Genomic DNA, 24,139 nt, shown 5'->3' with positions numbered 1-24,139 from the left:
CGTGGCGCGACATGGCGCCACGCCACTCTACCTTAGCTTACATGCGGTAGATGAGGGACAGCATCGCCGTGCGGCCGGTGCCCGGCACCGAACGGCCGCCGTCCGACTGGATCAGCGCATCGTAGTACTTCTTGTCGAACACGTTGAACAGGTTCAGGCGCACATCGTACTTCGGCTGGTGGTAAGCAATCATGCCGTCCCAGCGCACGAAGCCGCCCACCTGCACGGTGTTGGTGTTGTTGGCATAGCGTTGCGACATATAGAAGGCGCCGCCGCCCACTTCCCAGTCCTGCAGCACGCGGTAGCTGGTCCATGCCGTCGCGGTGTGCTTGGGCGTATTGGTCGGGACCATGCCCTGGGTGCCGGCGGCAATGCCGTTGACGATCTCGCCGTCCAGGTAGGTGTAGCCCGCGAAGACCTGCCACTTGTTGGTGATGCGGCCGGTGGCGCCGGCACGGAAGCCGCGCACGCGGATCTTGCCGGTCAGCGCGTAGGTGGTGGTATCGATCTGGCTGCGGGCATTGTCCTTGGTGATCTGGAACAGCGCCGAAGTCAGCGACAGGTCGCCGCCCATCAGGTCCCACTTGCCGCCTACTTCATATGACTTGTTCTTTTCCGGGTCCAGGTTCGTCTGGCCCACGGTACCGACCAGTTGCTCCAGCGACGGATTGAACGAAGTGCCGTACGACAGGTAGTAGGACTGCGCCTCGGTCGGCTGCCAGAGGCCACCCACGCGCACGCTGGTGAAGTTGACGGTCTGCTCGGCGTTGGCCAGCGCAGTGTTGCCCTTGGTATTGTTCGAGTTGACCGAGTTGGTGATGCTGGCGAGATATCGGTCGTAGCGCAGCCCGCCCACCAGCTTCCATTGCTTGCTGAATTCGATCGAGTCATTGGCATAGACCGCCAGGGTATTGGCCGAAGCGCCCTGCCGGTTGCCAACTGCGCTCGGCGCGGTAGCCGGCGAGTTGATGTAGGTCGGGTTGACCACCGGTTCGCATGCGGCGTAGCCGCTGGTGCCCGCTGCCGCAGTGGCGGTAGCGCCGGGGTTCAGCGGCACGCCGTTGCAGGTGCCGTTGCGGTAGTAATTCTGGTTGTCATAGCCATCGTGGCCGATCTCGGCGCCCATCAGCACGGTGTGCTTGACCGGGCCGGTGTCGAACTTGGCGGTCAGCTCGGTCTGGTTGAAGATCGAGTAGTCGCGGATATGGCGGTCGTGGCTTTGCTGGCGGACAAACAGCGAACCCAGTGGCAGGGTGGTGGTGGTCAGGGGGGTGAAGCCCTTGGCGTTGACCGTGCCGACGGCATTCGGCGCCGTCTCGCGCGCATTGGTGTTGACGTAGTTGTACTGGGTCTGGTTGCGCAGGCGCAGGTTGGGCGAGATCTTGTGATCGACCGTGCCATTGAGCGCGACGACGTCCTGGATGGTGCGGTCGTCATTGAAGCCGTACGCCGTCTTGCGGTCGACGTTGACCGGATGCCCGTTGATCGCCGGCAGGCCGTAATCGGGCTGGTCCTCGTTATGCTGCAGCAGCGCCGAGAGCGTGATCTCGGTGGGCGTGCCGATGCCCAGGCGCCAGGACGGAGCAAGGCCGAAATCCTTCACCTTGGTCTGGTCGCGCGTGCTCGGTGCGCCGTCCTGCGCCATCGCCGAGATGCGGAATGCCGAAGTCTCGCCGGTGGGCGTGTTGTAGTCGGCGGTGGCGCGCACCAGGCCATTGGTGGTGACCGACCCCGTGACCTCCGTGGCGGCCTTCAGCGACGGCTTCTTGCTGACCTGGTTGATCACGCCACCGGTCGATCCGCGCCCGAACAGCATCGACGACGGTCCCATCAGCACTTCCACCGAGTCCAGCGCGAAGACGTCGCGATAGTACTGGCCGCGGTCGCGGAAACCATCGAGATAAATGTCGGTACGCGCGGAGAAGCCGTTGAGGTTGATGTTGTTGCCGATCTGGCCGCCTTCGGCGCCGCCGATGGTGATGCCSGGSACGTTGCGCAGTGCATCCGTCAGCGAGGTACCGCCCTGTGCATCGATCAGCGCCTTGTTGACCACCGTTACCGATTGCGGAATGTCGCGCAGTTCCTCGGGCAGCTTGCTGATCGAATTCTTGACCGCGTTGTAGTCGTCATTGACGCGTCCGCTTTGCACCACGACCTCTTGCAGCGTTGTCGCGCCCTGGCTGGCGGCAGGCGCGGGAGCGGCCGTCTGGGCCAGGGTGACAACGGGGGTGGCGAACAGCGCGAGCAGTGCAGTCGCGATCGGAGTGCGGCGGTTCATGTCGATTCTCGATTCCGGTACGGCCGTAGGTACGAGTCAGCCGGCGGTTGCAAGAAGTGCAAGCCTGCGGTTCGGACAACGGCGGGAAAAATACGTTTGGGCGATCCGGAATATAAATGCGAATGATTAGCGTTGCAATTCGCGTTGGCTTTTTTTCACAGACATTGGTGTTGGTGTTGAATGTATTTGTTGGAAGACATTAATGCTGTATTTCACAGCTATTACAGCACTTTAATTTCTAATTGCGGAGMATGGGGCGCATTTCAGAAATGAAACAGGCCTGTACGTAACAGGCCTGATGCAGACATTTGCAGTCCTGGCAGACAGGACTGGTAGAAAATTTATTAATCCGCCGTCATATTGGCTTTCTTTGCAATGCGTCCAAGGCGCTCGCGCTCCGACTTGATGAAGGCAATGAAGCTCTCCTGCGTGCCGCCCGCGGGCTCGATGCCGTTGGGGATCAGGCGGTCGCGCGTTTCCTGCGTCTGCATCGCAGCGCTCATCTCGGTGTTCATCTTCTTCAGGATGGCGGGGTCCGTACCCTTGGGCGCGAACACGCCGGCCCAGTGGCCGATGCGCACTTCCGGCATGCCTTGCTCGGCGGTGGTCGCGATATTCGGTGCCGCGCTCATGCGCTTGTCCCAGGTCGCGCCCAGCGCCTTGAGCTTGCCGGCCTTGATGTTGGGCAGCACCACCACGCTGGCCTCGGAGGTGGCCGTCACCTGGTTGCCGATCACCGCGGTAATGCTCTCCGAACCGCTCTTGTAAGGCACGACAGTCAGCACAGCGCCTTTCTCCTTGAGCATCTCTTCGACAAAGTGCGGCGTGCTGCCGCTGCCTGCGGTAGCGAAGTTGGCGCCCGATGCCTGCTTCTTGGAATACTCGACCAGTTCCTTGAGGTTGTTCACGGGTAGCGACGGCGATACCACGATCACGGAGGGGCTCACCGCTACCAGTGAGACCGGCACCAGGTCGTCCGGCGCGTAGGGCATCTTGCTGCGGATCAGGCTGTTGGTGACGGTGCCAACCGCGCCGACCAGGAAGGTGTAGCCATCCGGTTTGCTCTTGGCCACATAGTCCGCGCCCACCACGCCGCCGGCGCCGGGTCGATTCTCGATCACCACCGCCTGGCCGAGCCGCTTGCCAACCGCGTCGGCGGCAGCGCGCGCCACCAGGTCGTTGGCCCCGCCCGCGGTGAACGGCACGACAAACTTGATCACATGCGTCGGCCACGCATCGGCGGCGTGGGCCGGCATGGCGAGGCCGGCGGCGGCGAACAGGGCGGGAACGGCAAGGGTCAGCGCGCGGCTGGTGGCGGGGATACGCATGGTTGTCTCCATTGGCTGTTTTAGGTACCGGGCGCCTGGCCAGGCCAACGTTGTGGCCAGCGCTACGCCGAGCGACCGATGATAACCAGCGAAGCTGTCAATTCGCTGAATCTGCGCATGCGCTTCCATAAGCGCTCCACTGCCTCCTCCCGCTTGCCGGGGTTGGCGACTACTGGCCGTCCACGGTCTGTTGCGCCAGCCAGTTGCGGAACGCGCGCGCCGCCGCGGCTTCCGCGCGGTCCTGGGGCCACACCGCGTAGTAGCCGCCGCCCAGGCTTGCGCTCGCTTCGCAGGCGCGCACCAGCAGCCCCTCGTGCAGGCAGCGGTCGATCATGTGCCGCCACCCGAGGGCGATGCCCTGGCCCTCGATCGCGAGTTGCAGCAGGATGGGATATTGGTTGGCCACCAGCTTGTGTGGCGGGCGCGCATCGGCTACGCCGTTATGGGCCAGCCATGTCTGCCACGACATCCATTGGCGCTGTCCGTCTTCCAGCATCAGCAAGGTCTCGCCGGGGAGGTCGGCAGGCTTGAGCCGGCGGCCGTCCAGGTACTGCGGGGCGCAGACGGGGAACACGTCCTCGTCGTAGAGGCGGCGCGAAGCCAGTCCCGGCGGCGGGCCTTCGCGCAGGTAGTACAAGCCCACGTCGAACTCCGCAGGCGACAGCGACGCCAGGCTGTCGTTGATGAGCAGGCGCAGGTGGATGTCGGGATGCGCGGCACGGAATCGCGACAGCCTGGGCGTGAGCCATAGCACCGCCACGCCGGAGGAACAGGCCACCGTCAGCTCGCCATGGCCTTTGCGCTTCATCACCTCCTCGGTAGCTTCGGCGCATGCTGCCAGCAGCCGCTGCACTTCCTCGGCATAGGCCTGGCCGCTCACTGTCAGGCGCAGCGCGCGCGGCTCGCGGATAAACAGCTTCTTGCCCAGGAAGTGCTCGAGCTGGGCAACCTGCCGGCTGATGGCGCTTTGCGTCAGATGCAGTTCGGTGGCGGCGCGGGTGAAGCTGCCGTGGCGCATGGCGGACTCGAAGGCGACCAGGCAGGGCAGGGGAGGAAGGGGGGAGATGCGCATGGCGGCGAGTGGGAGGGTTCAGTCGCCATGATAGTGCGCGGAGGGCTTGATTCGGTGCTACAGGTTTGCTCCCCCCCGCTTGCGGGATGGGGCGGGTGCTCGTTATGCCGTCGTGCTGAAGAAAACTGTTGGCTTTGCTTCAGGTGGTTCCTAGCTAAGCCACCCCTCTCCCCAACCCTCTCCCCCGAGGGGAGAGGGCGTGACAGCCGTCGTCATTGCAGACGGTTCTGGCGCATCTTTGTCGGCTTCGTCTAGTGCCTTGGGGTTCAGCCAGGCTGGCGATGCAGTTGCCCCGCCTGCATCACCATCGTCAGGTGCTCGCCCTGGCCGCAGAGCAGCCCGATGTCCGCCAGCGGATTGCCATCCACCGCGATCAGGTCGGCCAGCGCGCCTGCTCGCACGGTGCCCAGCTCGCCTTCGCGCTGCAGGATGGCGGCCGCAATCGAAGTGGCGCTGCGGATCGCTTCCAGGTTGCCGAGCAGTTCCGCGCGGATGCGGAACTCGTCCGACTGGTCCTGGTGCATCTCGCCCAACAGGTCGGAGCCAAAGCCCATCGGTACGCCCGCTTCCGCATAGATGGCTAGCGAGTCGCGCCCGGCCTGGCGCACGGTCTCGATCTTCGCCACCGATTCCGCCGGCAGGCCCAGCCGCGCACCGTCGCGCGCAAGCGACTCGTAGGTGACAAGGGTGGGCACCACGAAGGCGCCATGCTCGCGCATCACGCGGGCGGCGGYGCGGTCGACCAGGTTGCCGTGCTCGATGGTGCGTACCCCGCAGCGCACCGCGCGCGCGATGGCGCGGCCGGTGTAGGCGTGCGCCATGACATAGGTCTGGGCCGCCTCGGCCTCGGCCACGATGGCGCGGATCTCGTCTTCGCTGTACTGCGTGTTGCCGATCGGATCGGTGGGCGAGGCCACCCCGCCGGATGCCATGATCTTGATCTGTGTGGCGCCTTTCTGGATTTCTTCGCGCACCGCCAGGCGAACCGCTTCCACGCCATCGGCCACACGGGCGATAGCGCCGGCGCGGAAAGCGCACGAGCATGGCTCCAGCACGTCGGCGCGCGGGCGGAAATCGCCGTGCCCGCCGGTCTGGGACAGCGCCTTGCCGGACGGGAAGATGCGCGGGCCGGGCACCAGGCCGGTCTCGATCGCCTGCGACAGGCCCCAGTCGGCGCCGCCGGCATCGCGCACGGTGGTGAAGCCGCGCTCCAGCATGGCCTTCATGATCGGCATGGCGCGGAACGCCACCAGCACATTGGGTTGCACCGCGTTCAGTCCGAGGTTGGCCAGCGACGCCAGCACGTGCACGTGGCAGTCGATCAGCCCGGGCATGACGGTCTTGCCGGCAAGGTCGATCACCTGCGCGGCGGGCGCGTGGATCGGCGTGGCCGACACCTCCGCGATGCGCTCGCCTTCGATCAGTACATCGTGGCGTTGCAGGAGACTGCCGCGGGCGGGGTCGAGGACGTTGCCGCCCCTGAGTAGGATCTGTTTCATACGAGATACCAGATGAACAAGATGAACAAGAGCTGGAACTAGACGGGTTGCGCGGCTTGCACTTGCACGGTTTGCAGGTAAGCGGGCTCGCGCACCAGGCGCGTGCCGGCCAGGCTGATGGCGGCGGCAAACATCACATAAAAGGCCGGCGCCATGGTGCTGCCCGTGCTGGCGATCAGCCAGGTGATGATGAAGGAAGCGAAGCCGCCGAAGATGGTGACCGCCAGGTTGTAGGCCACCGACAATCCGGTCGACAGCACCTTGGCCGGGAAGAGTTCGGAGAACGCGGCCAGGATGGGGCCGGTGTAGGTGGCGATCAGCACGCCGAACACCAGTTGGAAGACCACCAGCGAAGCCAGCCCCGGCGCCTGGTTGATATAGACGAACATCGGATAGGCCAGCACCAGGATCAGCAGCGCCGAGCCGGACAGCAGCACGCGGCGTCCGATGCGGTCCGCCAGCATGCCGACCAGCGGCGCGCATACCATGATCGCCAGGCCGCCGACCATGCCGGCAATGAAGCCGGTGGACTGCGGCACATGGAGCACTTTGACCGAGTACGTCGGCATATAGAACAGCAGCACGTAGGTGCAGACCGTCCACAGGATCACCATCGAGAAGCTGGCCGCGGTCTGGCGCGGGTAGTCGCGCAGCACTTCGGCCAGCGGCGACTCGGACTTGTCGGTGGCCTCGCGGAACGTCGGCGTCTCGTCGAGGTGATGGCGGATGTAGTAGCCCACCGGACCAATCACGATGCCGAGCAGGAAAGGCACGCGCCAGCCCCAGCTATTGAGCGATTCGGTGCTCAGCGCGGAGGTCACGAAGGTGCCGACCGCGGCGCCCAGCAGCACCGCCACGCCGATGCTCGCCTGGATCCAGCTCGAATAGTAGGCGCGACGTTCGACCGGTGCGTACTCGGTCAGGAAGGCGGTCGCGCCGCCCATCTCTCCGCCGGCGGAAAAGCCCTGCAGCAGGCGCGCCACCACGATCAGCAGCGGCGCGAAGACGCCGATCTGATCAAAGGTGGGCGCCAGGCCGATCATGGTGGTGCCCAGCGCCATCAGCAGGATGGTCAGAGACAGCGCTGCCTTGCGGCCGACGCGGTCGGCGTACACCCCGAGGATGATGCCGCCGACCGGCCGCATGAAGAATCCCACGCCAAAGGTGGCAACCGCCAGCAGGAGCGAGGACAGATCGTTGCCGGTGGGAAAGAAGAGCTTCGCGATGATGACGGCGAAGAAACTGTAGACGGTGAAATCGAACCACTCCAGACCGTTCCCGATCACGGTGGCGACGATGGCGCGGCGGCGCTGCGAGCCGCTGACGTTCGGTGGCGCTTCTGGACGGGCGCTTGCGTGCATGACTTCCTCCTGGTTGGCGGCGCCGGTGCGCGAACCGCTTCGGTACCGGGTCGGCGTGGCAGCGCCGCCCGGCGCGGTGGGGGGATGAAACGGCGCACGGCAGGTAAGGCCGATGTTAGGAGCCGCGCCGTCACCCTGAAAACGAATTCTGCGCATGTCGTCATGCGGGCAGCGCATGGCAATCGGCTGGCTGAGTGGTCGGGCGGGAAGCGAGGCGGCAGAGCCGGAGGCGGCGCGAAGGCGGATCGGCCGGGACGGGTTGCCGAAGGACGGAGAGGCAGGCGAGGCGCTGAGACGATGCAACGATGAAGGCAGGGACGGCGCAAGGACTGCGCCGTGGGTTGCCAGGCGGTGCCGGTACCGCCTGGCACGCAGGCTAGCGTTCGCGTTCCCAGGTCTGGGTGCGTCCCAGCAGGCTGATGCCGATGAAGCCGCGCACCTTGAGCTTGTTGCCGTCGTCCGCCAGCGACATCTTGGTCTTGTAGAGCTTGCCGCTTTCCGGATCGAGGATCTCGCCGCCACTCCACTCGTTGTCGCCGGTCTTGCGCAAGCCCGTGATGATGGTCATGCCCATGATGGGCTGGTCGCGGCGCGAGTCGGTGCACTTGTCGCATACCTTGGGCTTGCCGTCGCTCTTGCCGTCACTCTCGCCGAAGCTCTTGACGAGCTTGCCGCTGTAGACGCCGTTATGCTCGCTGATCTCCACCAGGCCGCGTGGCTTGCCGGTGGCGTCGTCGATGGTCTTCCATGAACCAGCCGGGGTGGCCTGGGCCAGCGCCGCGGCGCTACCCAGCAGCGCACCGGCGAGCACGGTGACGCGTGCCGCCATGACGGCGGCGCGTGCGACGGAGCGGGGGGCAGTAAAGTGCATCGGGATCTCCTGTTTGGGTTGGGGCGCGCCATGACTGCGTGCCGTGGCGCTACCAGGATCGTCACCGGCCGGATTCGGCGAGCCTGGCGGCGCGGGTACGCCAATCTACTGGTGATAGGCTCGCGCCGCAATCTCCCGGCCGTGTTTGCGTACGCATCAAAGCGAGCTGGTCGCTCGCCGGAAACCGGCGTGGTTGCTGGTTGCTGGCGTATTCTGTCATGCAGCAAAATTGTCTGCCGGCGGCACTTGAAGCAATCCTCTAGGCGGCATGTTCCGTGCGGCGCCGCCATGCCTGCGGCACCTGTCCGGCCACGCATCGTAGTCGCCATCGCGGAGTCTCGCTTTGCTTTGCGCGACGAGTGCGCGCATCGCATTGAACGCCTGGCGAACCTCTTCATCACGCACTGCGCGTTCGGCCTGGTAGAGAGTGCCCGACTCCGCGCGACACTACATGCAGGGTCCGGGATGCCTCGTCGGTGAACAGGTCGATGCTGTCGATTGCGGATGCCGGCCGATGGAGGGCACGCAGTCGTCTCGCGTGCATCGATGGAGCCGCGCGATGCATGCAAGACGCTGTGTCCGAACCTCGCTTGCGTGCGTGTGTCGCAATGACGATTCTCAGACCGTTGCGTCGGCGYATCACTGTTCAAGCAGCACGCGAGCGTGCGAGCCGGACTTCGATGCGCGCATCGTCCGCGCATCGCGCCGTGTCTTCCATGCACGGCTGCACGAAGGCCCGGTAGCTGCATGCGCGGCGCTAGTTCGTACTCGCGCGAAGTGTGAGAGGACGATGCCGCGACGCGTGCGCGCAGTTATCTGTCGGGCATTCTTGGTTTCCCGAAAAGCCTTTGTTCATGCGGGTTTCCGGCGTTCGTGAAACGTCGTGAAGCGCGCCGTCGCCGCGCGTCGAGTGCGTACCGGCAGCGATGCTCGCGTGAATAAAACGGAGCGCGCCGGCGATGGTTTTTCATTCGCTCGACGCGGCATCAGCGATGCGTCGATCGTGTGCGCGAGGAGCGATGCGCATTCGCGTCCGACGCGGTGAGAGCGTGTCGCGCGCATGCAAAGACGAGGCGAGCGGAGCGCGGCGATGAAGACGATGAAGTTGTCATGCTCGCGCGCAAGTTTTTTTGCACTTTTTTCTTAACATCGCGCAACAAACGAATTATGATTCGCCTTGACAAGAGTCTCACTTCATTGCATGGCTGCGAGGCAGGCAAGGCAGCAGATGGAACGATGATGTTGGACGTGATGCCGATCGACGAGCGCCACCCACTTCGATGCAATGGAACAGGTAGCTCAGGAGCACTAGAACTTTGACGCAGACCAAGCCGTACTGGTTTACTAAAACGCGTGCAGTCTCCTTTGGCCCAGTAACGGGATGGGCGAACTACCCCCAAACGAATGCCGTACGTGGTGCGCGTGGCTTTGCCCGCATCATGGAAATGCCGGCCGATATCTCTTCTTTTCATGCCGCGTGCCGATCCGGCGGATGGCGCGGGCAGATCGAATATTCCAGGGCGCGGCAAGCGTCAGAAGCCCGGCTGCGGGCTCCGCTTGGCCACTATCGCACCGCTCGCCGCGGTGCCCCTGACACCGAATTCATTAGCGTGGGGTCGCAATGTTTCCGTGCGCCGATGAATCGCTCGCTCGATTGGGGTCGCATCGCGGTAACGCGCCTCGGGTCGGTCGGGTCGCCAACTTAGGTCATTCGATATTCACTCTCTAGTGAAGGAGTTATCCATGGCAACGACTGCAAAGAAGAAACCGGCGGCTAAGAAGGCCGCCAAGCCGGCCGCCAAGAAGGCAGCCGCCCCGGCCAAGAAGGCCGCTGTGAAGAAGGTCGCCGCCAAGAAGGTAGTGGCGAAGAAGGCTGCGCCGGCCAAGAAGGCTGCAGCACCGGCCAAGAAGGCCGCCGCCAAGAAGGTCGTAGCGAAGAAGGCAGCGCCGGCCAAGAAGGCAGCGCCGGCCAAGAAGGCCGCCGCCAAGAAGGTCGTAGCGAAGAAGGCCGCACCGGCCAAGAAAGTTGCAGCCAAGAAGGTTGTCGCCAAGAAGGCCGCACCGGCCAAGAAGGTAGCCGCCAAGAAGGCCGCACCGGCCAAGAAGGCAGCTGCACCGGCCAAGAAGGCTGCTGCTGCCAAGAAGGCCGCACCGGCCAAGAAGGCTGCTGCCAAGAAGGCTCCGGCCAAGAAGGCTGCCGCCAAGAAGGCTGCGCCGGCTTCGAAGCCTGCCGCTGCGCCTGCTGTCGCACCCGCTACGGCTGCCAAGACCGCGCTGAACCCGGCTGCGGCATGGCCCTTCCCGACGGGCACCCGTCCGTAAGCGTGCCGGCAACGGCCAGCGCTGGGAATTGCCAGGGCACGCATCGCGTGTCGCACTGACCGGATACTGCGTATCCGGTCCGCAAGACGTCAGTCTTGCCAACCCGCCGATGGTGAAAGCCCGGCGGGTTTTTTCATGCGCGCCCGGGCACCGGATCACCCTGGCGATTGCGCATTTGAACATCCGGAAAGCAGGAGAGGCGTAGATGGCCGCATGGTGCCGCCAGGGCAAGGGCTCCGGGCAAGATGAGATCGTGGTGACGGTGCATGTGCAGCCCGGCGCCAGGACGACCGCGGCCGCGGGCGAGTATGACGGTGTGCTGAAGATCAGGTTGGCGGCACCGCCCGTGGACGGCAAGGCCAACGAAGCCCTGTGCCAGTGGCTGGCCGCGTCGCTGGGCCTGCCGCGCCGTTCGGTCACGCTGAAGAGCGGTCAGGCCTCACGACGCAAGACCCTGGTGCTGGCCGCGGCGGGGCGGGATCCCGACGAAGTGGCCGCGACGTTGCTGGCGACAGGAAGCTGAGTGCATCCGGACGGCCAGGCCGTCGGCCTGCTTCCACAGGCGAGGCTCGGGCGGGCGCGGATCGCGGCAAGAAAAAAGCGCTGCCTCCGTAGAGGAGGCAGCGCTTTGGCAGGTCAGGGTCGGGGTTGCGGCCCGAGGTCGCCTTAAACTGTCGCAGGCGCCGTTGGGCGGCCTTCTCGTACCCGTGTAGCGCCAGCCCCCGCTGCAGCGGACAGGCGCGCTGCGCGCGGCCCGGGTGCCGTGCTCAGTGCGTAACGCGGGTCGTGCCGCCGGAAGACAGCAGGCGCACGCGTTCGCCCGGGCGGAAGGCTTCGTCGGCGTCCTGGACAATGGCGCGCATCTCGCCGTTGTCCAGTCGCACGGTGATCTCCAGGCCACGGCGCTGGTTGATCTTGTTCTCCGCCATGCTGCCGGCGATACCGCCGAGCACCGCGCCCAGCACGCCCGCGGCTACCGAGCCGCCGCCGCTGCCGATGGTGCTGCCGGCGGCGATGCCGCCGATGGCACCGCCGGCGATGGTGCCGGCGCCCGTCTGGTTACCCTGGATCAGCACCTCGCGCACGGTGTCGACCACGCCGTAGCGCAAGGTCTGCTCGCGCTGAGCCTGGCCCGGCGTATAGATGCTGGCGGAGTTCGACTGCGAAGCGCAGCCGGCCACCAGGGTGGCGGCTGCAGCGAGCGCGATGGCGCTGGTGCGAAGCAGGGTATGCATGGGATCCATCCCGTAAAGGTGTTACTCGTAGCGATAACCAAAAGCCGACTGGAAGCGTTCACCGATTTCGTCGCGCGACGGTTTGTGGTTCTGCGGACCCTGGTGCGCGATCTTGATGGAACCCATCAGGCTGGCAAGGCGGCCTGTTGTTTCCCAGTCGAAGCCCCGTTCGATGCCGTAAAGCAGGCCGCCGCGGAACGCATCCCCGCAGCCCGTGGGATCGATGACCCGATCCGCTTTTACGGAAGCGATATTGTACTTCTGCTTGTTGGCGAAGACGCTCGCGCCCTGCTCACCGTGGGTCACGATGAAGGCCTGGACTTGCGCGGCAACTTCCTCGCTGGTCCAGCCGGTACGCGACAACAGAACTTGCGCTTCGTAGTCATTGACCGTCACGTAGCTGGCGAGTTCAACGAACTGGCGGAGGTCKTCGCCGTTGAACAGSGGCATGGCCTGGCCCAGRTCRAAGATGAAGGGCAYGCCGGCCTCGGCGAACTGACGGGCGTGGTGCAGCATGCCTTCGCGGCTGTCCGGAGCGACGATGCCCAGGGTAGGCGCGTTGCTGCCGCCGAGCGCATCCTGCACCTGCGAGAGCTGCGACTGGTTCATCGCGCCCGGGTGAAACGCCGTGATCTGGTTGTTGTCCAGGTCGGTGGTGATCATGGCCTGCGCCGTATAGGTATCGGGCAGGGTACGGATGTGCTCGGTGCTGATGTCGAGCGCGCGCAGGTACTGCAGGTAAGGCTCGGCGTCGGCGCCCACGGTGGCCATGACCACGGGCTCGCCGCCCAGCAGCTTCAGCGAGTAGGCGATATTGCCTGCGCAGCCGCCGAACTCGCGGCGCATGGACGGGACCAGGAAGGACACGTTCAGCATGTGGATCTGGTCGGGCAGGATATGTTCGCGGAAATGCCCCTCGAACGTCATGATGGTGTCGTAGGCGACGGAGCCACAGATCAGGCTGGACATGCTCTCTCCAATTCTTGCAGTGCTTGCTATGGGGCGCCCGCTCGTGGCGGTGCCCACTGAATGTAAAAACGGCCACCCGGTCATCCGGGTGGCCGCGCCTGGCTGGTGGCGCGCTTACTTCAGCGCGGCCAGTGCGGCGTCGTAGTTCGGCTCGTTCTTGATTTCCGAGACCAGTTCGCTGTACTTCACGTTGTCGTTTTCATCGAGCACCACCACGGCGCGCGCTGTCACGCCGGCGAGCGGGCCAGTCTTGACGTCCACGCCGTAGTTACCCTTGAAATCGGCGCCGCGCATCAGCGACAGCGGCACCACGTTGGCCAGGCCTTCAGCGGTGCAGAAGCGGCCCATGGCGAAGGGCAGGTCGGCCGAGATAGTCAGCACCACGGTGTTGGCGAGGCCGCTGGCGGCTTCGTTGAACTTGCGCGCGGAGGCCTGGCACACCGGGGTGTCCAGGCTGGGGACGATATTGAGCACCTTGCGCTTGCCGGCGAAGTCGCCCAGCGTGACGTCCTTCAGGTCCTTGCCGACCAGCGAGAACGCGGGGGCCTTGTCGCCTGCTTGCGGAAATTTGCCGCCGACTTCGATGGCGTTGCCGCCGAGGGTGACGTTGCTCATATGTGCTCCTGTGTGAAATGCGGGCCCGTGATTCGGGGGCGCCCGGGATGAGCGGCGGGCCCGTGTGGAATTCAGGGGTAGAAGATCAGCACGCGGTAGTTCGCCGCCGCCTGCTGCGAACGGAATCGTACCCGAACCGGAAGCTCCGTGCCTGCGCGCAGGCCGTGCGTGGCAAAGGCCTGCTGTCCGGCGTCGAGATAATCGGCCGGCTGCAGTACCTTGCGCAACAGCAACTGGTCCTGCAGGTCGGTCATGACCAGCTCGATGGCCGGCAGTGCCACGGTCGCCCGGCCCTGGTTGCGCAAGGTGACGGCAAGCAGGTATGCGTCGGAGTCCTCGTCCTGCTTTTGCAGCAGCGAGCTTTCGATGCGCAGGGCGTCGATGTCGCGCCACGGCGCCACCTCGCATCCCAGCGGTGCGCAGACCGCCTCGAAGGCCGKGCGCAGCATCGGGAAGCGCCCCGACAGCTGGCTGCGCGCCAGATAGGTTACTTGCACCAGTCCTGCCAGCACCAGCAAGGCGATCGCCAGGCGTTGCAGCGTGCGCTTGCGCCGGGCCGGGCCCGGCCCGCGCTCGCGTGCGTGCCGCAGGAAGTCCGGCGCGAAGGCCGGCGCCGCGGCCTCCTCGCTCGCCGCCCGCAGGCGCGACGCCTGTTCGCGCGCCACGGGCTCGGGAATCTCGGGAAAGTCGCTTTGCGCTTCGGCGCGCAGGTAGCCGCTCGCGCTCGGGACCGCCGCGGCGTCGGCTTCGGCGCGGGCACTGGCGGGGGCGTGGCCGGCGGTGGCTACGTCGTTCACCGCATCGCTGGCTTGCGCCGTGTCCGCGGTATCGGCGATGTCCGCGGCATGCGTTGCATCGTTGTCGCCGGCCGCTAGTGGCGGCAGTTGCGCCGCATGTCCATGGGCGGCCTGCGCTTCACGTTCCGCATCGTCGTCCAGGGCGGTGGCCCCGGCGATGGCCTGGGGCGCGGCCTGCGGTGGCAGGTCGTCGGCCAGCGTCCCGGGGTCCAGTTGTGGCCAGGGGGTGGCTTGCGGCGTGGCGGCGGGTGTGTCGCCCGCTGCCGGGACGCCGGCTTCGTGCCAGGCGTCGGCGGCGGCACCGGCTATGTCGGCTACGCTGGCTGTATGCGTTGCATCGGATGCTTCGGTTGCATCGGCTAACTCGGTTGCCTGGGTTGGTTCGACTGCTTCAGTTGCGCCAGATGCTTCGATTGCCTGGTCCGTGGCGGAAACGTCAGCCTCCTCGCCATCGACAATGCCGGGCACGAACACGGCGGAAGCCGCTTCCTCGGCCTCCACGGCGCCTGTTTCCGGCTCCGCCTGCAGGTTGACGGCGTGCGCAGCCTCATCGGCTTCCGCTTGCGTCTGGTACAGCATCACGGTGGGCGCGTCGAGCGCCGGCACGTCGTAACCGGGATCGAAGCCGGGATCGAAAGGAGGGATGTAGGGGCGGTCCTCACCGGATTCGGCAGCCTCGTCATGCGGCGCTTCCTGGGGCGCGGCGAGGGCCTCGGCAGCATGCGGGCCAGGCGCGTCAGGTGCTGCCGTTTCAGGGGGCGCCTCGGCATGGTGCCGTTTGCGTGGGGTTCGCGGCGCGCGCCCGTGTGCCGTGTCGTGAGCACCCTCGATCGCTTCTTCGTGGGACTTCTCGTGCGGCGTGCGCGGCGAGCGGCGGTGGGGCTTTTCCGGGGCCGTCTCCTGCGGCGGCGCTGGGGCAGCCACGCTTGCGGCAGCCTCGGCGGCGACCGCGGCCTCGCTGGCCGGTTCGGGCGCCGGCAGTTCGATCAGGTGTTCACGCGCGTCGAAAACGGTGTCGCACTGGCCGCAGCGGACCAGGCCCTGCCGCAGCCGCAACTGATCGGCAACCAGCCGGAACGCCGTGCGGCAGGCCGGGCAACGCGTGACGAGCTTGGCTGCGGCCATTGGCGGGGCTCAGGGCTGGACGCCGGGGCCTTCACCGCGGGTGCCGTGCAGGCACACCCAGCCTTCCTCGCTGCGCCAGACTGACATGGGCAGCCAGGGCGCGTAGGCAGCGGCGACTTCCTCCGCCTGCCGCTCCAGCACGCCCGACAGCACCAGTCGGCCGCCGGGACGCACGCGGGCGCTCAGCATGGCCGCCATCAGCTTGAGCGGATTGGAGAGGATATTGGCGACGACGAGGTCGTAGCTGGCCTCGGAAACGGTTTCCGGCAGCGCGAAAGTGGCTTCCACGCGATTGCGCTCAGCGTTGTACCGCGAGGCTTCCACCGCGTTGGGGTCGATATCGATGCCGAGCGTGTCGCCCGCGCCGAGCTTGCGCGCCACGATGGCGAGGATGCCCGAGCCGCAACCGTAGTCGAGCACGGTTTCACCCGCCTTGATGTTCTGTTCCAGCCACTGCATGCACAGCCGCGTGGTGGGATGGCTGCCGGTACCGAAGGCGAGGCCGGGATCGAGTTCCAGCACCACCGCGTCGGGTTCGGGCGCTTCGTGCCACGACGGCACCACCCAGATGCGCTCGCCGATGCGGATAGGCTCGAACTGGGATTGCGTCAGGCGCACCCAGTCCTGGTCCTCGACCGGCCGCAACTGGTACGGCGGCACCGGGTCGATACCCAGCGCATTGGCAGCAGCGGCCACCACCAGCACGGGATCGGTGCTGTCGTCGAACAGCGCCACCACGCGCGAGCGGTTCCATGCCAGGCGAGTCGGCTCCATGCCGGGCTCGCCGAACAGCGGCTGCTCGTCGGGCGTGTCGGCATCGGCGTCTTCCACCGATACCGACAGCGCGCCGAGGTCGAACAGTGCGTCAGACCAGGCTTCTGCCTGGTCTTGTGCGATTTCGATCACACATTCCTGAAATGCCACAGGCGATCCTTGTCGATCCGTTAATGCTGGCCGCGCCGGGGCTTCAGATCTTGCCGCCCTTGGCCACGTTCTTCTGGGCCAGGCGGTGTTCGAGATAGTGAATGCTGGTGCCGCCTTCGACGAAGTTGGCATCGAGCATCAGCTCGCGGTGCAGCGGTACGTTGGTCTGGATGCCGTCCACCACCATTTCCGACAGCGCGATCCGCATGCGGGCAATGGCCTGCTCGCGGGTAGCGCCGTAGGTGATGATCTTGCCAATCATCGAATCGTAGTTGGGCGGCACAAAGTAGCCATCATACGCGTGCGAGTCGACCCGCACGCCGGGACCGCCGGGCATGTGCCAGGCGGTGATGCGGCCGGGCGACGGGGTGAACTTGAACGGATCYTCGGCATTGATGCGGCATTCGATGGAGTGGCCGCGCAGTTGCACGTCCTTCTGGCGCCAGCGCAGCTTCTCGCCAAAGGCGATGCGGATCTGCTCCTGCACGATGTCGATGCCGGTGATCATCTCGGTGACGGGGTGCTCCACCTGCACGCGCGTGTTCATCTCGATGAAGTAGAACTCGTTGTTCTCGTACAGGAACTCGAAGGTGCCGGCGCCACGGTAGCCGATCTTCTTGCAGGCCTCGGCGCAGCGGTCGCCGATACGCTCGATCAGGCGGCGCGGGATATGCGGCGCGGGCGCTTCCTCGATCACCTTCTGGTGGCGGCGCTGCATCGAGCAGTCGCGCTCGCCCAGCCAGATCGCCTGGCGATGCTGGTCGGCCAGGATCTGGATTTCGACGTGCCGGGGGTTCTCCAGGAATTTCTCCATGTAGACCTCCGGGTTGCCGAAGGCACGGCCGGCTTCCTCGCGCGTCATGTTGACCGCGTTGACCAGGGCCGCTTCAGTGTGCACCACGCGCATGCCGCGGCCACCGCCGCCGCCCGCCGCCTTGATGATGACCGGGTAGCCGACGGCGCGCGCGATCGCCAGGATTTCCTTGGGATCGTCGGGCAGGGCGCCTTCGGAGCCCGGCACGCACGGCACGCCGGACTTGATCATGGCTTGCTTGGCCGAGACCTTGTCGCCCATCAGGCGGATGCTTTCCGAGGTCGGGCCGATAAAGACGAAGCCGGATTTTTCCACGCGTTCGGCGAAGTCGGCGTTTTCCGACAGGAAGCCGTAGCCTGGGTGGATGGCTTGCGAGTCGGTCACCTCGGCGGCCGAGATGATGGCCGGCATATTGAGGTAGGACAGCGGCGAAGGCGCCGGGCCGATACAGACKGCTTCGTCGGCCAGCTTGACGTATTTGGCTTCCTTGTCGGCTTCCGAATACACCACTACGGYCTTGATGCCAAGCTCGCGGCAGGCGCGCTGGATGCGAAGGGCGATTTCACCGCGATTCGCGATCAGAATTTTTTCAAACATAGTCACTCTCTGCGAGGAGAAAGGCGGTCCCACCGCGGCGGATCATGGCGCCCCCGGCGCGGTGGCCGGAGTGCGGGCGGGGGAGCTGGCACCGGGGCGAGGCCCGTGCGGCACGTCCGGTTCGCCTGCGCCGGCGCGGTCGGCCGGAACATCCGGCGCAGGCTGCGGGCGGCGCGGCATGCCGGTCAGTATCAGCCGATGATGAAGAGCGGCTGGCCGTATTCCACCGCCTGGCCATTCTCGACCAGGATTTCCTTGATCACGCCAGCCTTGTCGGACTCGATTTCGTTGAGCAGCTTCATCGCTTCGATGATGCAGACAGTCTGGCCTTCCTTGACGGTATCGCCCACGTTGACGAAGGCCGCGGCGCCCGGCGAGGGGGCGCGATAGAAGGTGCCGACCATCGGCGAGGTCACCACATGGCCAACCGGCAGTTGCGGTGCGGTCGGCTCGGCGCCGGCAACGGGCGCCGCGGCGGGGCCGGCGGCCGGGGGCAGTGCCTGCATCGGTTGCATCGCCATCGGCGCGGCGATGACCTGCGGCGGTGCCTTGACAATTCGCACCTTGCCTTCGCCTTCGGTGACTTCCAGCTCGGAGATGCCGGACTCGGCCACCAGGTCGATCAGCGTCTTCAGCTTGCGCAGGTCCATCTTCTATCCTCCTGAATCGGGTTGTCCGGCTTGCCGCTCTGGCGGCTTCGTCCGGGAAAAACTCATGCGTCCGGCGGGCTGCCTACGTCCGCCGCGCGAGACAGCGGGGACGTGACAGGCGCCGGGGGCGCGGTAAATGTCATGAAATAAAGCGGCCGGGTCAGGCCTTTAGGGGCGCCTGCTCCAGCTCCTGCCCGAGGGCATAGTCCAGCGCCAGCAGGTAGCCTTGCCAGCCAAGTCCGCAGATCACGCCGATCGCCACATCCGAGAAAAAGGAGTGGTGACGGAAGTCCTCGCGCCGATGCACGTTCGACAAGTGGACCTCCACGAAAGGGATCGCCACCCCGGCCAGCGCATCGCGCAACGCCACGCTGGTATGCGTGTAGGCGGCCGGGTTGATGATGATGAAGTCAACGCCCTCGTCGCGCGCTGCATGGATACGATCGACCAGTGCCCCCTCGTGGTTGGACTGGAACGTAGCCAGGGCGATATTGGCCTGCCTTGCGCGCTGTGCAAGAGCAAAGTCGATATCGACCAGTTTCGTGTGTCCATAGGTTTCCGGTTCGCGCGTGCCCAGCAGGTTCAGGTTAGGTCCATGCAGGACCAGCACCTTGCGGTAGCGGGCGGAGCGGCGTTCGGGAGGCGTATCGATCACGGCGGCTCGACCATTTCAACGAAATTGCGCGGAGATTACCGTAGCTTAGAGTGATTTGTCTAGCAGCGCAGACATAGGCAGCTTCCAGGCGGGCGAGTTTTTTGGTCTGATCCGGCACTTTCGATCTGTGCCATCGGAAATCGGTTAATTTGCCTGATGATCGCTAAAGATTAGATGAAAATGGCCCCAAATCAAGAATCTTATGCCTAGCCGCGAGGCAGCGCGGCGCGCAGCTCATCAGGGGAAACCCTGCCCATTTTGCGGTAGCTGACCGTGCCGTCGGGCGCAATGATCACTGTATAGGGCAGCCCGCCGGCGGCATTGCCGAAATTACGCGACAACTCCGTACCGGCAAAGCCCGCCACCACCAGCGGGTAAGAGACCGGCACTTTCTGGATGAACTGCTGGATATTGTTGGCCGAATCGATGCCGATGCCGACAAATTCCACCTTGCGCCCCGAGTACTCCTTGTGCAGCGCGGTCAGGTCGGGCATCTCCTCGACGCATGGCCCGCACCAGGGTGCCCAAAAGTTCACAACTACGGTTTTGCCCCGCAACTTCGCGAAATCGACCTGCGCGCCGGTCGGGTCAGGCAGTTGCGTACGCAGGAACGCCTCCACCGCCTCGTCGGATGCTGGCTTGGGCGAGAACACATAATGACCGGCCAGTGCGCCGGCAGCGGCAGCGACGACAGCAACGGCGAGCCAGACCCAGAGGCGGCTGCGGCGGACGGAAGTGCTATTGGAAGGGGGCATGGCAGCAGGAAGTTAGCGGCTGATAGATGGCAGAAAAGGCCCGGGGCGGAACGGAAGGCACCACGCCGTTCGGGTGCTCAGGCTGCTTCGGGCGTGTCGGGCGTGTCGGACGCGGCCGCCGCCGCGAGTGCCTGCACGGCGCTCAGGTCGGCACGGGCAACGCGGCCGCCGGCATCTGCCCGGACCGCGCCACGTTCATCATCCGCATCATACAGCGCTATATGAATGCCAACGGGCTGGCCAAGCTCGGCGCGGATTTCCCCCGCCAGCAGCCGCGCCTCCCTCTGGGTGGGCCACTGGCCCTTCCAGAGGAAGCTCAAGGTCTCGACCTCGCCACGGCCGGCAAAGTGCCGGCTTTCGCTGGTATCGAAATCGACACCGGCGTTGAGCAGGTGGAGGGTGAGGTCCTTGGGGCTGTCGCAGAAGCACTGGAGGTAGACGTCCGAATGCTCGGTGGCAGTGCCGTTGAGTACCGCCCCGGCCAGGTAGGGGCGGAATGCGGCCAGGTCACTCATGACCAGTATGGCCAGGCGGCGCAGGAGCGCCAGCACGCGCGGCTGGCTGTCCGAATGGAACAGCGCCTGGTAGGCGCGGACCTCGGCCTCGACCATCTCGTTGTCGGGGAGCCACTCGCCGGTTACGCGGATGTCGCCCAGCAACTGGCGCGCGGCCTTGCGCTTGGCGGTGGCGTAGTCGGCACCGTCTTCCGCGATCATGCGGGCGGCGGCCTGCGCAATTTCTTCGCGCAGGCGGATGGGGTCCAGGGTGGGGCGGCGGGGCATGTGGAGATGATACCGGAGGGATTGGGGGAAGCGCCCCGAGCGGGGTTTGGTTTCTTAGAGTGGGCTGGGAGGCTTGAGATTCCGTTGGCTGGCGGATTTCCCGTTAAAGCCAGCTTTAGCGGTTTAACTTCAAAGTCAAAGACGGCTCCCCCTGCGGGGAGCGACCTTCCGGGGCGGGTTGCACGGCTCGAACCGAACGGCTTCCGGGGCTCGCTGGGCACCCTGCGGAAGTGGATTTCCGCCCGGTGCCGCAGGCATCCCTCGGGATTCCCCCTGCCCCCCTCAGGTACAATTCCCCCTCATTCAGAAGCCACAGGCCCGGCCGCCCAGGCCCGCCGAATCCCAAATCCCATGCATATTCACATCCTCGGTATCTGCGGCACATTCATGGGCGGCCTTGCCGTACTGGCCAAGCAGGCTGGCCACCGCGTGACCGGTTGCGATGCCAATGTCTATCCGCCCATGAGCACGCAGCTCGAGGCCCAGGGCATCGAACTGATCGAGGGCTTCGATCCGAGCCAACTGGCGCTGGCGCCGGATCTGTTCGTGATCGGCAATGTGGTCTCGCGCGGTAATCCGCTGATGGAAGCCATCCTCAACCGCAACCTGCCCTATACATCCGGCCCGCAGTGGCTGGGCGAGCATGTGCTGCGCGGCAAATGGACGCTCGCGGTGGCGGGAACCCACGGCAAGACCACAACGACTTCCATGCTGGCCTGGATCCTGGAGGGTGCGGGCTACAACCCGGGTTTCCTGGTTGGCGGCGTGCCCCAGAACTTTGGGGTGTCGGCGCGCGTGACCGAGTCCGATTTCTTCGTGATCGAAGCCGATGAATACGATACGGCGTTCTTCGACAAGCGCAGCAAGTTTGTCCACTACCGTCCGCGCACGGCCATCCTGAATAACCTGGAATACGATCACGCCGACATCTTCCCGGATCTTGCCGCGATCGAGACCCAGTTCCACCACCTCGTGCGAACCGTGCCGGAGCAGGGCCGCCTGATCGTCAACGGGGCGGAAGAGAGTCTGGCGCGCGTGCTGGAGCGGGGCTGCTGGAGCGAGACGGAGCAGTTCGGCATGGGCGACTGGCGTGCCGGGGAGCGGCAAGGATGCCCTGGGCTGGGACCTGGCCGAATCACTGGCGCCGCTGGGCGAGCGGGCTGCCGCCTTCAGCGATCTTCCCGCGCTGGTGCGGGCGGTGCGCGCCGCGGCGCGCCCTGGCGACCACGTGCTGGTGATGAGCAACGGCGGTTTCGGCGGCGTGCACCAGAAGCTGCTGGATGCCTTCGCTGCCGGCGCCACAGCCTGAGCGGGGGCCGGCATGTTGTTGTACCTGCACGGTTTTCGCTCCTCGCCGCAGTCGTTCAAGGCGCGGCTGATCCAGGAGCGCATGCGCGAATGGGGCGTTGGCCGCCATTACGCCTGCCCCGTGCTGAATGTGTCGCCGGCGGCGGCCATCGCCCAGGCGGAAGCGGCGATCGCGGCATCCCAGGCGGGCGGCGCGCAGCCGCTCACCATCGTCGGGTCTTCGCTGGGCGGTTTCTATGCCCGCCGGCTGGCCGAGCGCCACGGCTGCCGCGCGGTGCTGCTTAATCCGGCGGTGCATCCGTGGACCGACCTCGAGCGCTACCTGGGCGACCAGCCGCTCTGGCATGGCGGAGGTTCGGTGCGCGTGGAACGACATCATCTGGACGAACTACTGGCGTTGCGGGTCGAAGCCATCACCCGGCCGGAGCGCTATTTCCTCATGGCCGCCACCGGCGACGAGGTGCTGGACTATCGCGAGATGCTGGCGGCGTTCCCCGGCGCGCATACGCGCGTCATTGAGGGCAGCGACCACGGCATCAGCGAATTCGCCGGCTACGTCGACCAAGTCCTGGCCTTCTGCGGCTATGGTCCCGCTGGACAGATCAGCCCGGCCAACCTGGAGCCGCAGGCATGAGCGCGGTATGAGCGGGGCGCATGTGCGCCGCAGCGGTTGGCACTCCCATTTACCCGAAGATCCCGCCATCAGCGCGAACCTGCGCCGCTGGGTCATTGGTGACGGCTCGCTGACTGCACGGCTGGTGGCGGCGTCGAGCCGGTTCCGGGTGCGTTGCCTGGCGCAGCGCATGGAGCTTGCCCTGGCCGACGAATGGCAGGCGCTGGGCCTGCCAGCGCGCCATCGCGCGCTGGCGCGGGAGGTACTGCTGGTCTGCGATGGCGTCCCGGCCATCTTTGCCCATACGGTGGTGAAACCCGACCATGCCCGGCGCGACTGGCCGTTCCTGCGCGGCTTGGGCGAGCGACCCCTGGGCGGTGCACTGTTTGTCGATCCCCGCGTGCTGCGCGAGCCGTTCGCATTTGCGCGCTTGTTGCCGCATCACCCGTTGCGGCGCCGGCTGGAGCAGGCGGTCCCGGCGATGCGCGAACCGCCGCCGTCCTCCATGTTGCCGGCGCGGCGCTCGGTCTTCCGGCGCGGCGGCGGGGTCATGCTGGTGACCGAGGTATTCCTGCCGGACCTGCGGCAGCGGCCCGCGCCGGAAAGCCCGAATGCGCCCGCGTCCGATCAGGGCGGTTCGGACCAGTAGCTCGCAAGTACCCATCCAAAGCAAGAACATCCCACGACCACTACCAAGAAGAAGAGACCAACATCATGAAATTGCAGGGACGTGTTGCCATCATCACCGGCGCTGCCGCCGGCATCGGCTTTGCCACCGCGCAGCGCTTTGCCGCAGAAGGCGCGCTGGTGGTGCTTTGCGACGTGAAGGACGAGCGCGTGCGTGCCGCCGCCGGGACCCTCGCCGCGACGGGTGCCACCGTCAGTGCCTTCAAGGTCGATGTGACGCGCCGCGACGAAGTGGACGCCATGGTCGCGGCCACGCTCGCCAAACACGGCCGCATCGACATCCTCGTCAACAACGCCGGCATCACCAAGGATGCGCGGCTGGCCAAGATGAGCGAGGCTCAGTTCGACGCGGTTATCGACGTCAACCTCAAGGGCGTATTCAATTGCGCGCAGGCGGTGGCTTCGATCATGACCGAACAGGGCAGCGGTGTGATCCTTAATGCATCTAGTGTGGTGGGCCTGTACGGCAACTTCGGCCAGACCAACTATGCGGCCAGCAAATTCGGCGTGATCGGCTTTACCAAGACGTGGGCGCGCGAGCTGGGTCCGAAGGGCGTGCGCGTCAACGCGGTTTGCCCGGGCTTCGTCGCGACCGAGATCCTGCAGACCGTGCCGGAGAAGGTGCTCGACGGCATGAAATCGTCCTGCTGGCTGCGCCGGCTGGCCGAACCGGCGGAAATCGCCAGCATCTATACCTTCCTGGCCAGCGACGACGCTAGCTACGTCAATGGCGTGGCGATCGAGGCCAGCGGCGGCATGTCGCTGTAACAGCTTGACCCGCGCCGGGCTTGCGGCCGGCGCGGTGCGGTATCATCTCAGGTCCGGTTGCCGTCTCGCCTGAGGGCGGCCTTGCACCATTTCCCTCACCGGGCCGTTCCCACA

21 protein-coding genes and 1 pseudogene are annotated in these 24,139 nt (G+C 65.8%); 6 read left to right on the top strand and 16 right to left on the bottom strand.

Annotated features, from left to right (window positions below):
* Positions 1-37: 37 nt before the first annotated feature.
* The 6 genes from AC1DKD_RS00185 to AC1DKD_RS00160 all read right to left on the bottom strand — a co-directional run bounded on the left by AC1DKD_RS00185 (position 38) and on the right by AC1DKD_RS00160 (position 8,367).
* Positions 38-2,278: a TonB-dependent receptor gene (locus AC1DKD_RS00185; RefSeq protein WP_441625541.1), complete on the bottom strand. Its 2,241-nt coding sequence runs from the start codon at positions 2,276-2,278 to the stop codon at positions 38-40.
* A 344-nt stretch (positions 2,279-2,622) separates the two neighbouring features.
* Positions 2,623-3,606, bottom strand: coding sequence for a Bug family tripartite tricarboxylate transporter substrate binding protein (locus tag AC1DKD_RS00180; RefSeq protein ID WP_441625539.1), 984 nt, complete (start codon positions 3,604-3,606; stop codon positions 2,623-2,625).
* A gap of 169 nt (positions 3,607-3,775) precedes the next feature.
* Positions 3,776-4,678, bottom strand: coding sequence for a LysR substrate-binding domain-containing protein (locus AC1DKD_RS00175; protein WP_441625537.1), 903 nt, complete (start codon positions 4,676-4,678; stop codon positions 3,776-3,778).
* 266 nt (positions 4,679-4,944) lie between these two features.
* Complete coding sequence (locus AC1DKD_RS00170) at positions 4,945-6,177, bottom strand: metal-dependent hydrolase family protein (RefSeq protein WP_477142802.1); 1,233 nt, start codon at positions 6,175-6,177, stop codon at positions 4,945-4,947.
* Positions 6,178-6,215: 38 nt separating this feature from the next.
* On the bottom strand, positions 6,216-7,538 hold the full coding sequence (locus AC1DKD_RS00165) for an MFS transporter (RefSeq protein WP_441625533.1): 1,323 nt from the start codon (positions 7,536-7,538) through the stop codon (positions 6,216-6,218).
* Positions 7,539-7,914: 376 nt separating this feature from the next.
* The gene (locus AC1DKD_RS00160; RefSeq protein ID WP_441625687.1) at positions 7,915-8,367 is read right to left on the bottom strand and encodes a DUF2147 domain-containing protein; all 453 of its coding nucleotides are present in this window, start codon (positions 8,365-8,367) and stop codon (positions 7,915-7,917) included.
* A gap of 1,785 nt (positions 8,368-10,152) precedes the next feature.
* On the opposite strand from AC1DKD_RS00160, the gene AC1DKD_RS00155 reads away from it, so the two are divergent.
* Both AC1DKD_RS00155 and AC1DKD_RS00150 read left to right on the top strand, forming a co-directional pair.
* Entirely contained in the window at positions 10,153-10,731 is a 579-nt protein-coding gene (locus AC1DKD_RS00155; protein WP_441625531.1) for a histone H1-like DNA-binding protein, read from the top strand.
* Between the two features lie 205 nt (positions 10,732-10,936).
* Positions 10,937-11,254, top strand: a complete 318-nt coding sequence (locus AC1DKD_RS00150) for a DUF167 domain-containing protein (protein WP_441625529.1) — start codon at positions 10,937-10,939, stop codon at positions 11,252-11,254.
* Between the two features lie 244 nt (positions 11,255-11,498).
* Here AC1DKD_RS00150 and AC1DKD_RS00145 read toward each other — a convergent pair whose 3' ends face one another.
* From AC1DKD_RS00145 to AC1DKD_RS00100, 10 genes are all read right to left on the bottom strand, one after another.
* Complete coding sequence (locus AC1DKD_RS00145; RefSeq protein ID WP_441625527.1) at positions 11,499-11,966, bottom strand: outer membrane lipoprotein; 468 nt, start codon at positions 11,964-11,966, stop codon at positions 11,499-11,501.
* Positions 11,967-11,987: 21 nt separating this feature from the next.
* Complete coding sequence (locus AC1DKD_RS00140; protein ID WP_477142801.1) at positions 11,988-12,935, bottom strand: carbohydrate kinase family protein; 948 nt, start codon at positions 12,933-12,935, stop codon at positions 11,988-11,990.
* A 114-nt stretch (positions 12,936-13,049) separates the two neighbouring features.
* Positions 13,050-13,550 carry a thiol peroxidase gene (gene tpx, locus AC1DKD_RS00135; protein WP_035875481.1) on the bottom strand — a complete coding sequence of 167 codons (501 nt, stop codon included), beginning with the start codon at positions 13,548-13,550 and terminating at the stop codon, positions 13,050-13,052.
* A gap of 71 nt (positions 13,551-13,621) precedes the next feature.
* Positions 13,622-15,472 (bottom strand): DUF3426 domain-containing protein, encoded by a 1,851-nt coding sequence (locus AC1DKD_RS00130; RefSeq protein WP_477142800.1) that lies wholly within the window; start codon positions 15,470-15,472, stop codon positions 13,622-13,624.
* Between the two features lie 9 nt (positions 15,473-15,481).
* Positions 15,482-16,396, bottom strand: coding sequence for a 50S ribosomal protein L11 methyltransferase (gene prmA / locus AC1DKD_RS00125; RefSeq protein WP_276291423.1), 915 nt, complete (start codon positions 16,394-16,396; stop codon positions 15,482-15,484).
* A 43-nt stretch (positions 16,397-16,439) separates the two neighbouring features.
* On the bottom strand, positions 16,440-17,807 hold the full coding sequence (accC, locus tag AC1DKD_RS00120) for an acetyl-CoA carboxylase biotin carboxylase subunit (protein ID WP_477142799.1): 1,368 nt from the start codon (positions 17,805-17,807) through the stop codon (positions 16,440-16,442).
* Positions 17,808-17,998: 191 nt separating this feature from the next.
* Positions 17,999-18,457 (bottom strand): acetyl-CoA carboxylase biotin carboxyl carrier protein, encoded by a 459-nt coding sequence (accB, locus tag AC1DKD_RS00115; protein ID WP_441635543.1) that lies wholly within the window; start codon positions 18,455-18,457, stop codon positions 17,999-18,001.
* A gap of 160 nt (positions 18,458-18,617) precedes the next feature.
* Entirely contained in the window at positions 18,618-19,112 is a 495-nt protein-coding gene (gene aroQ / locus AC1DKD_RS00110) for a type II 3-dehydroquinate dehydratase (protein WP_441635545.1), read from the bottom strand.
* Between the two features lie 206 nt (positions 19,113-19,318).
* Positions 19,319-19,867 (bottom strand): TlpA family protein disulfide reductase, encoded by a 549-nt coding sequence (locus AC1DKD_RS00105; protein ID WP_441635547.1) that lies wholly within the window; start codon positions 19,865-19,867, stop codon positions 19,319-19,321.
* A 77-nt stretch (positions 19,868-19,944) separates the two neighbouring features.
* Positions 19,945-20,649 carry a UDP-N-acetylmuramate--alanine ligase gene (locus AC1DKD_RS00100; RefSeq protein WP_441635549.1) on the bottom strand — a complete coding sequence of 235 codons (705 nt, stop codon included), beginning with the start codon at positions 20,647-20,649 and terminating at the stop codon, positions 19,945-19,947.
* A 351-nt stretch (positions 20,650-21,000) separates the two neighbouring features.
* Here AC1DKD_RS00100 and mpl point away from each other — a divergent pair.
* The 4 genes and pseudogenes from mpl (at position 21,001) to fabG (ending at position 24,025) form a co-directional block, all read left to right on the top strand.
* A pseudogene (gene mpl, locus AC1DKD_RS00095) lies at positions 21,001-21,958 on the top strand (UDP-N-acetylmuramate:L-alanyl-gamma-D-glutamyl-meso-diaminopimelate ligase).
* Positions 21,959-21,970: 12 nt separating this feature from the next.
* Positions 21,971-22,591 (top strand): YqiA/YcfP family alpha/beta fold hydrolase, encoded by a 621-nt coding sequence (locus AC1DKD_RS00090; RefSeq protein WP_441635553.1) that lies wholly within the window; start codon positions 21,971-21,973, stop codon positions 22,589-22,591.
* Positions 22,592-22,598: 7 nt separating this feature from the next.
* Positions 22,599-23,219, top strand: coding sequence for a chorismate--pyruvate lyase family protein (locus tag AC1DKD_RS00085; RefSeq protein WP_441635555.1), 621 nt, complete (start codon positions 22,599-22,601; stop codon positions 23,217-23,219).
* 65 nt (positions 23,220-23,284) lie between these two features.
* A complete protein-coding gene (gene fabG / locus AC1DKD_RS00080; protein WP_441635557.1) occupies positions 23,285-24,025 on the top strand; it encodes a 3-oxoacyl-ACP reductase FabG in 741 nt (246 codons plus the stop codon).
* Positions 24,026-24,139: the final 114 nt, after the last annotated feature.

The organism is Cupriavidus sp. 05T313, assembly GCF_056396665.1.
Note: the sequence above shows the minus strand (reverse complement) of the source record. Positions and strands in the feature narration are given on the sequence as shown.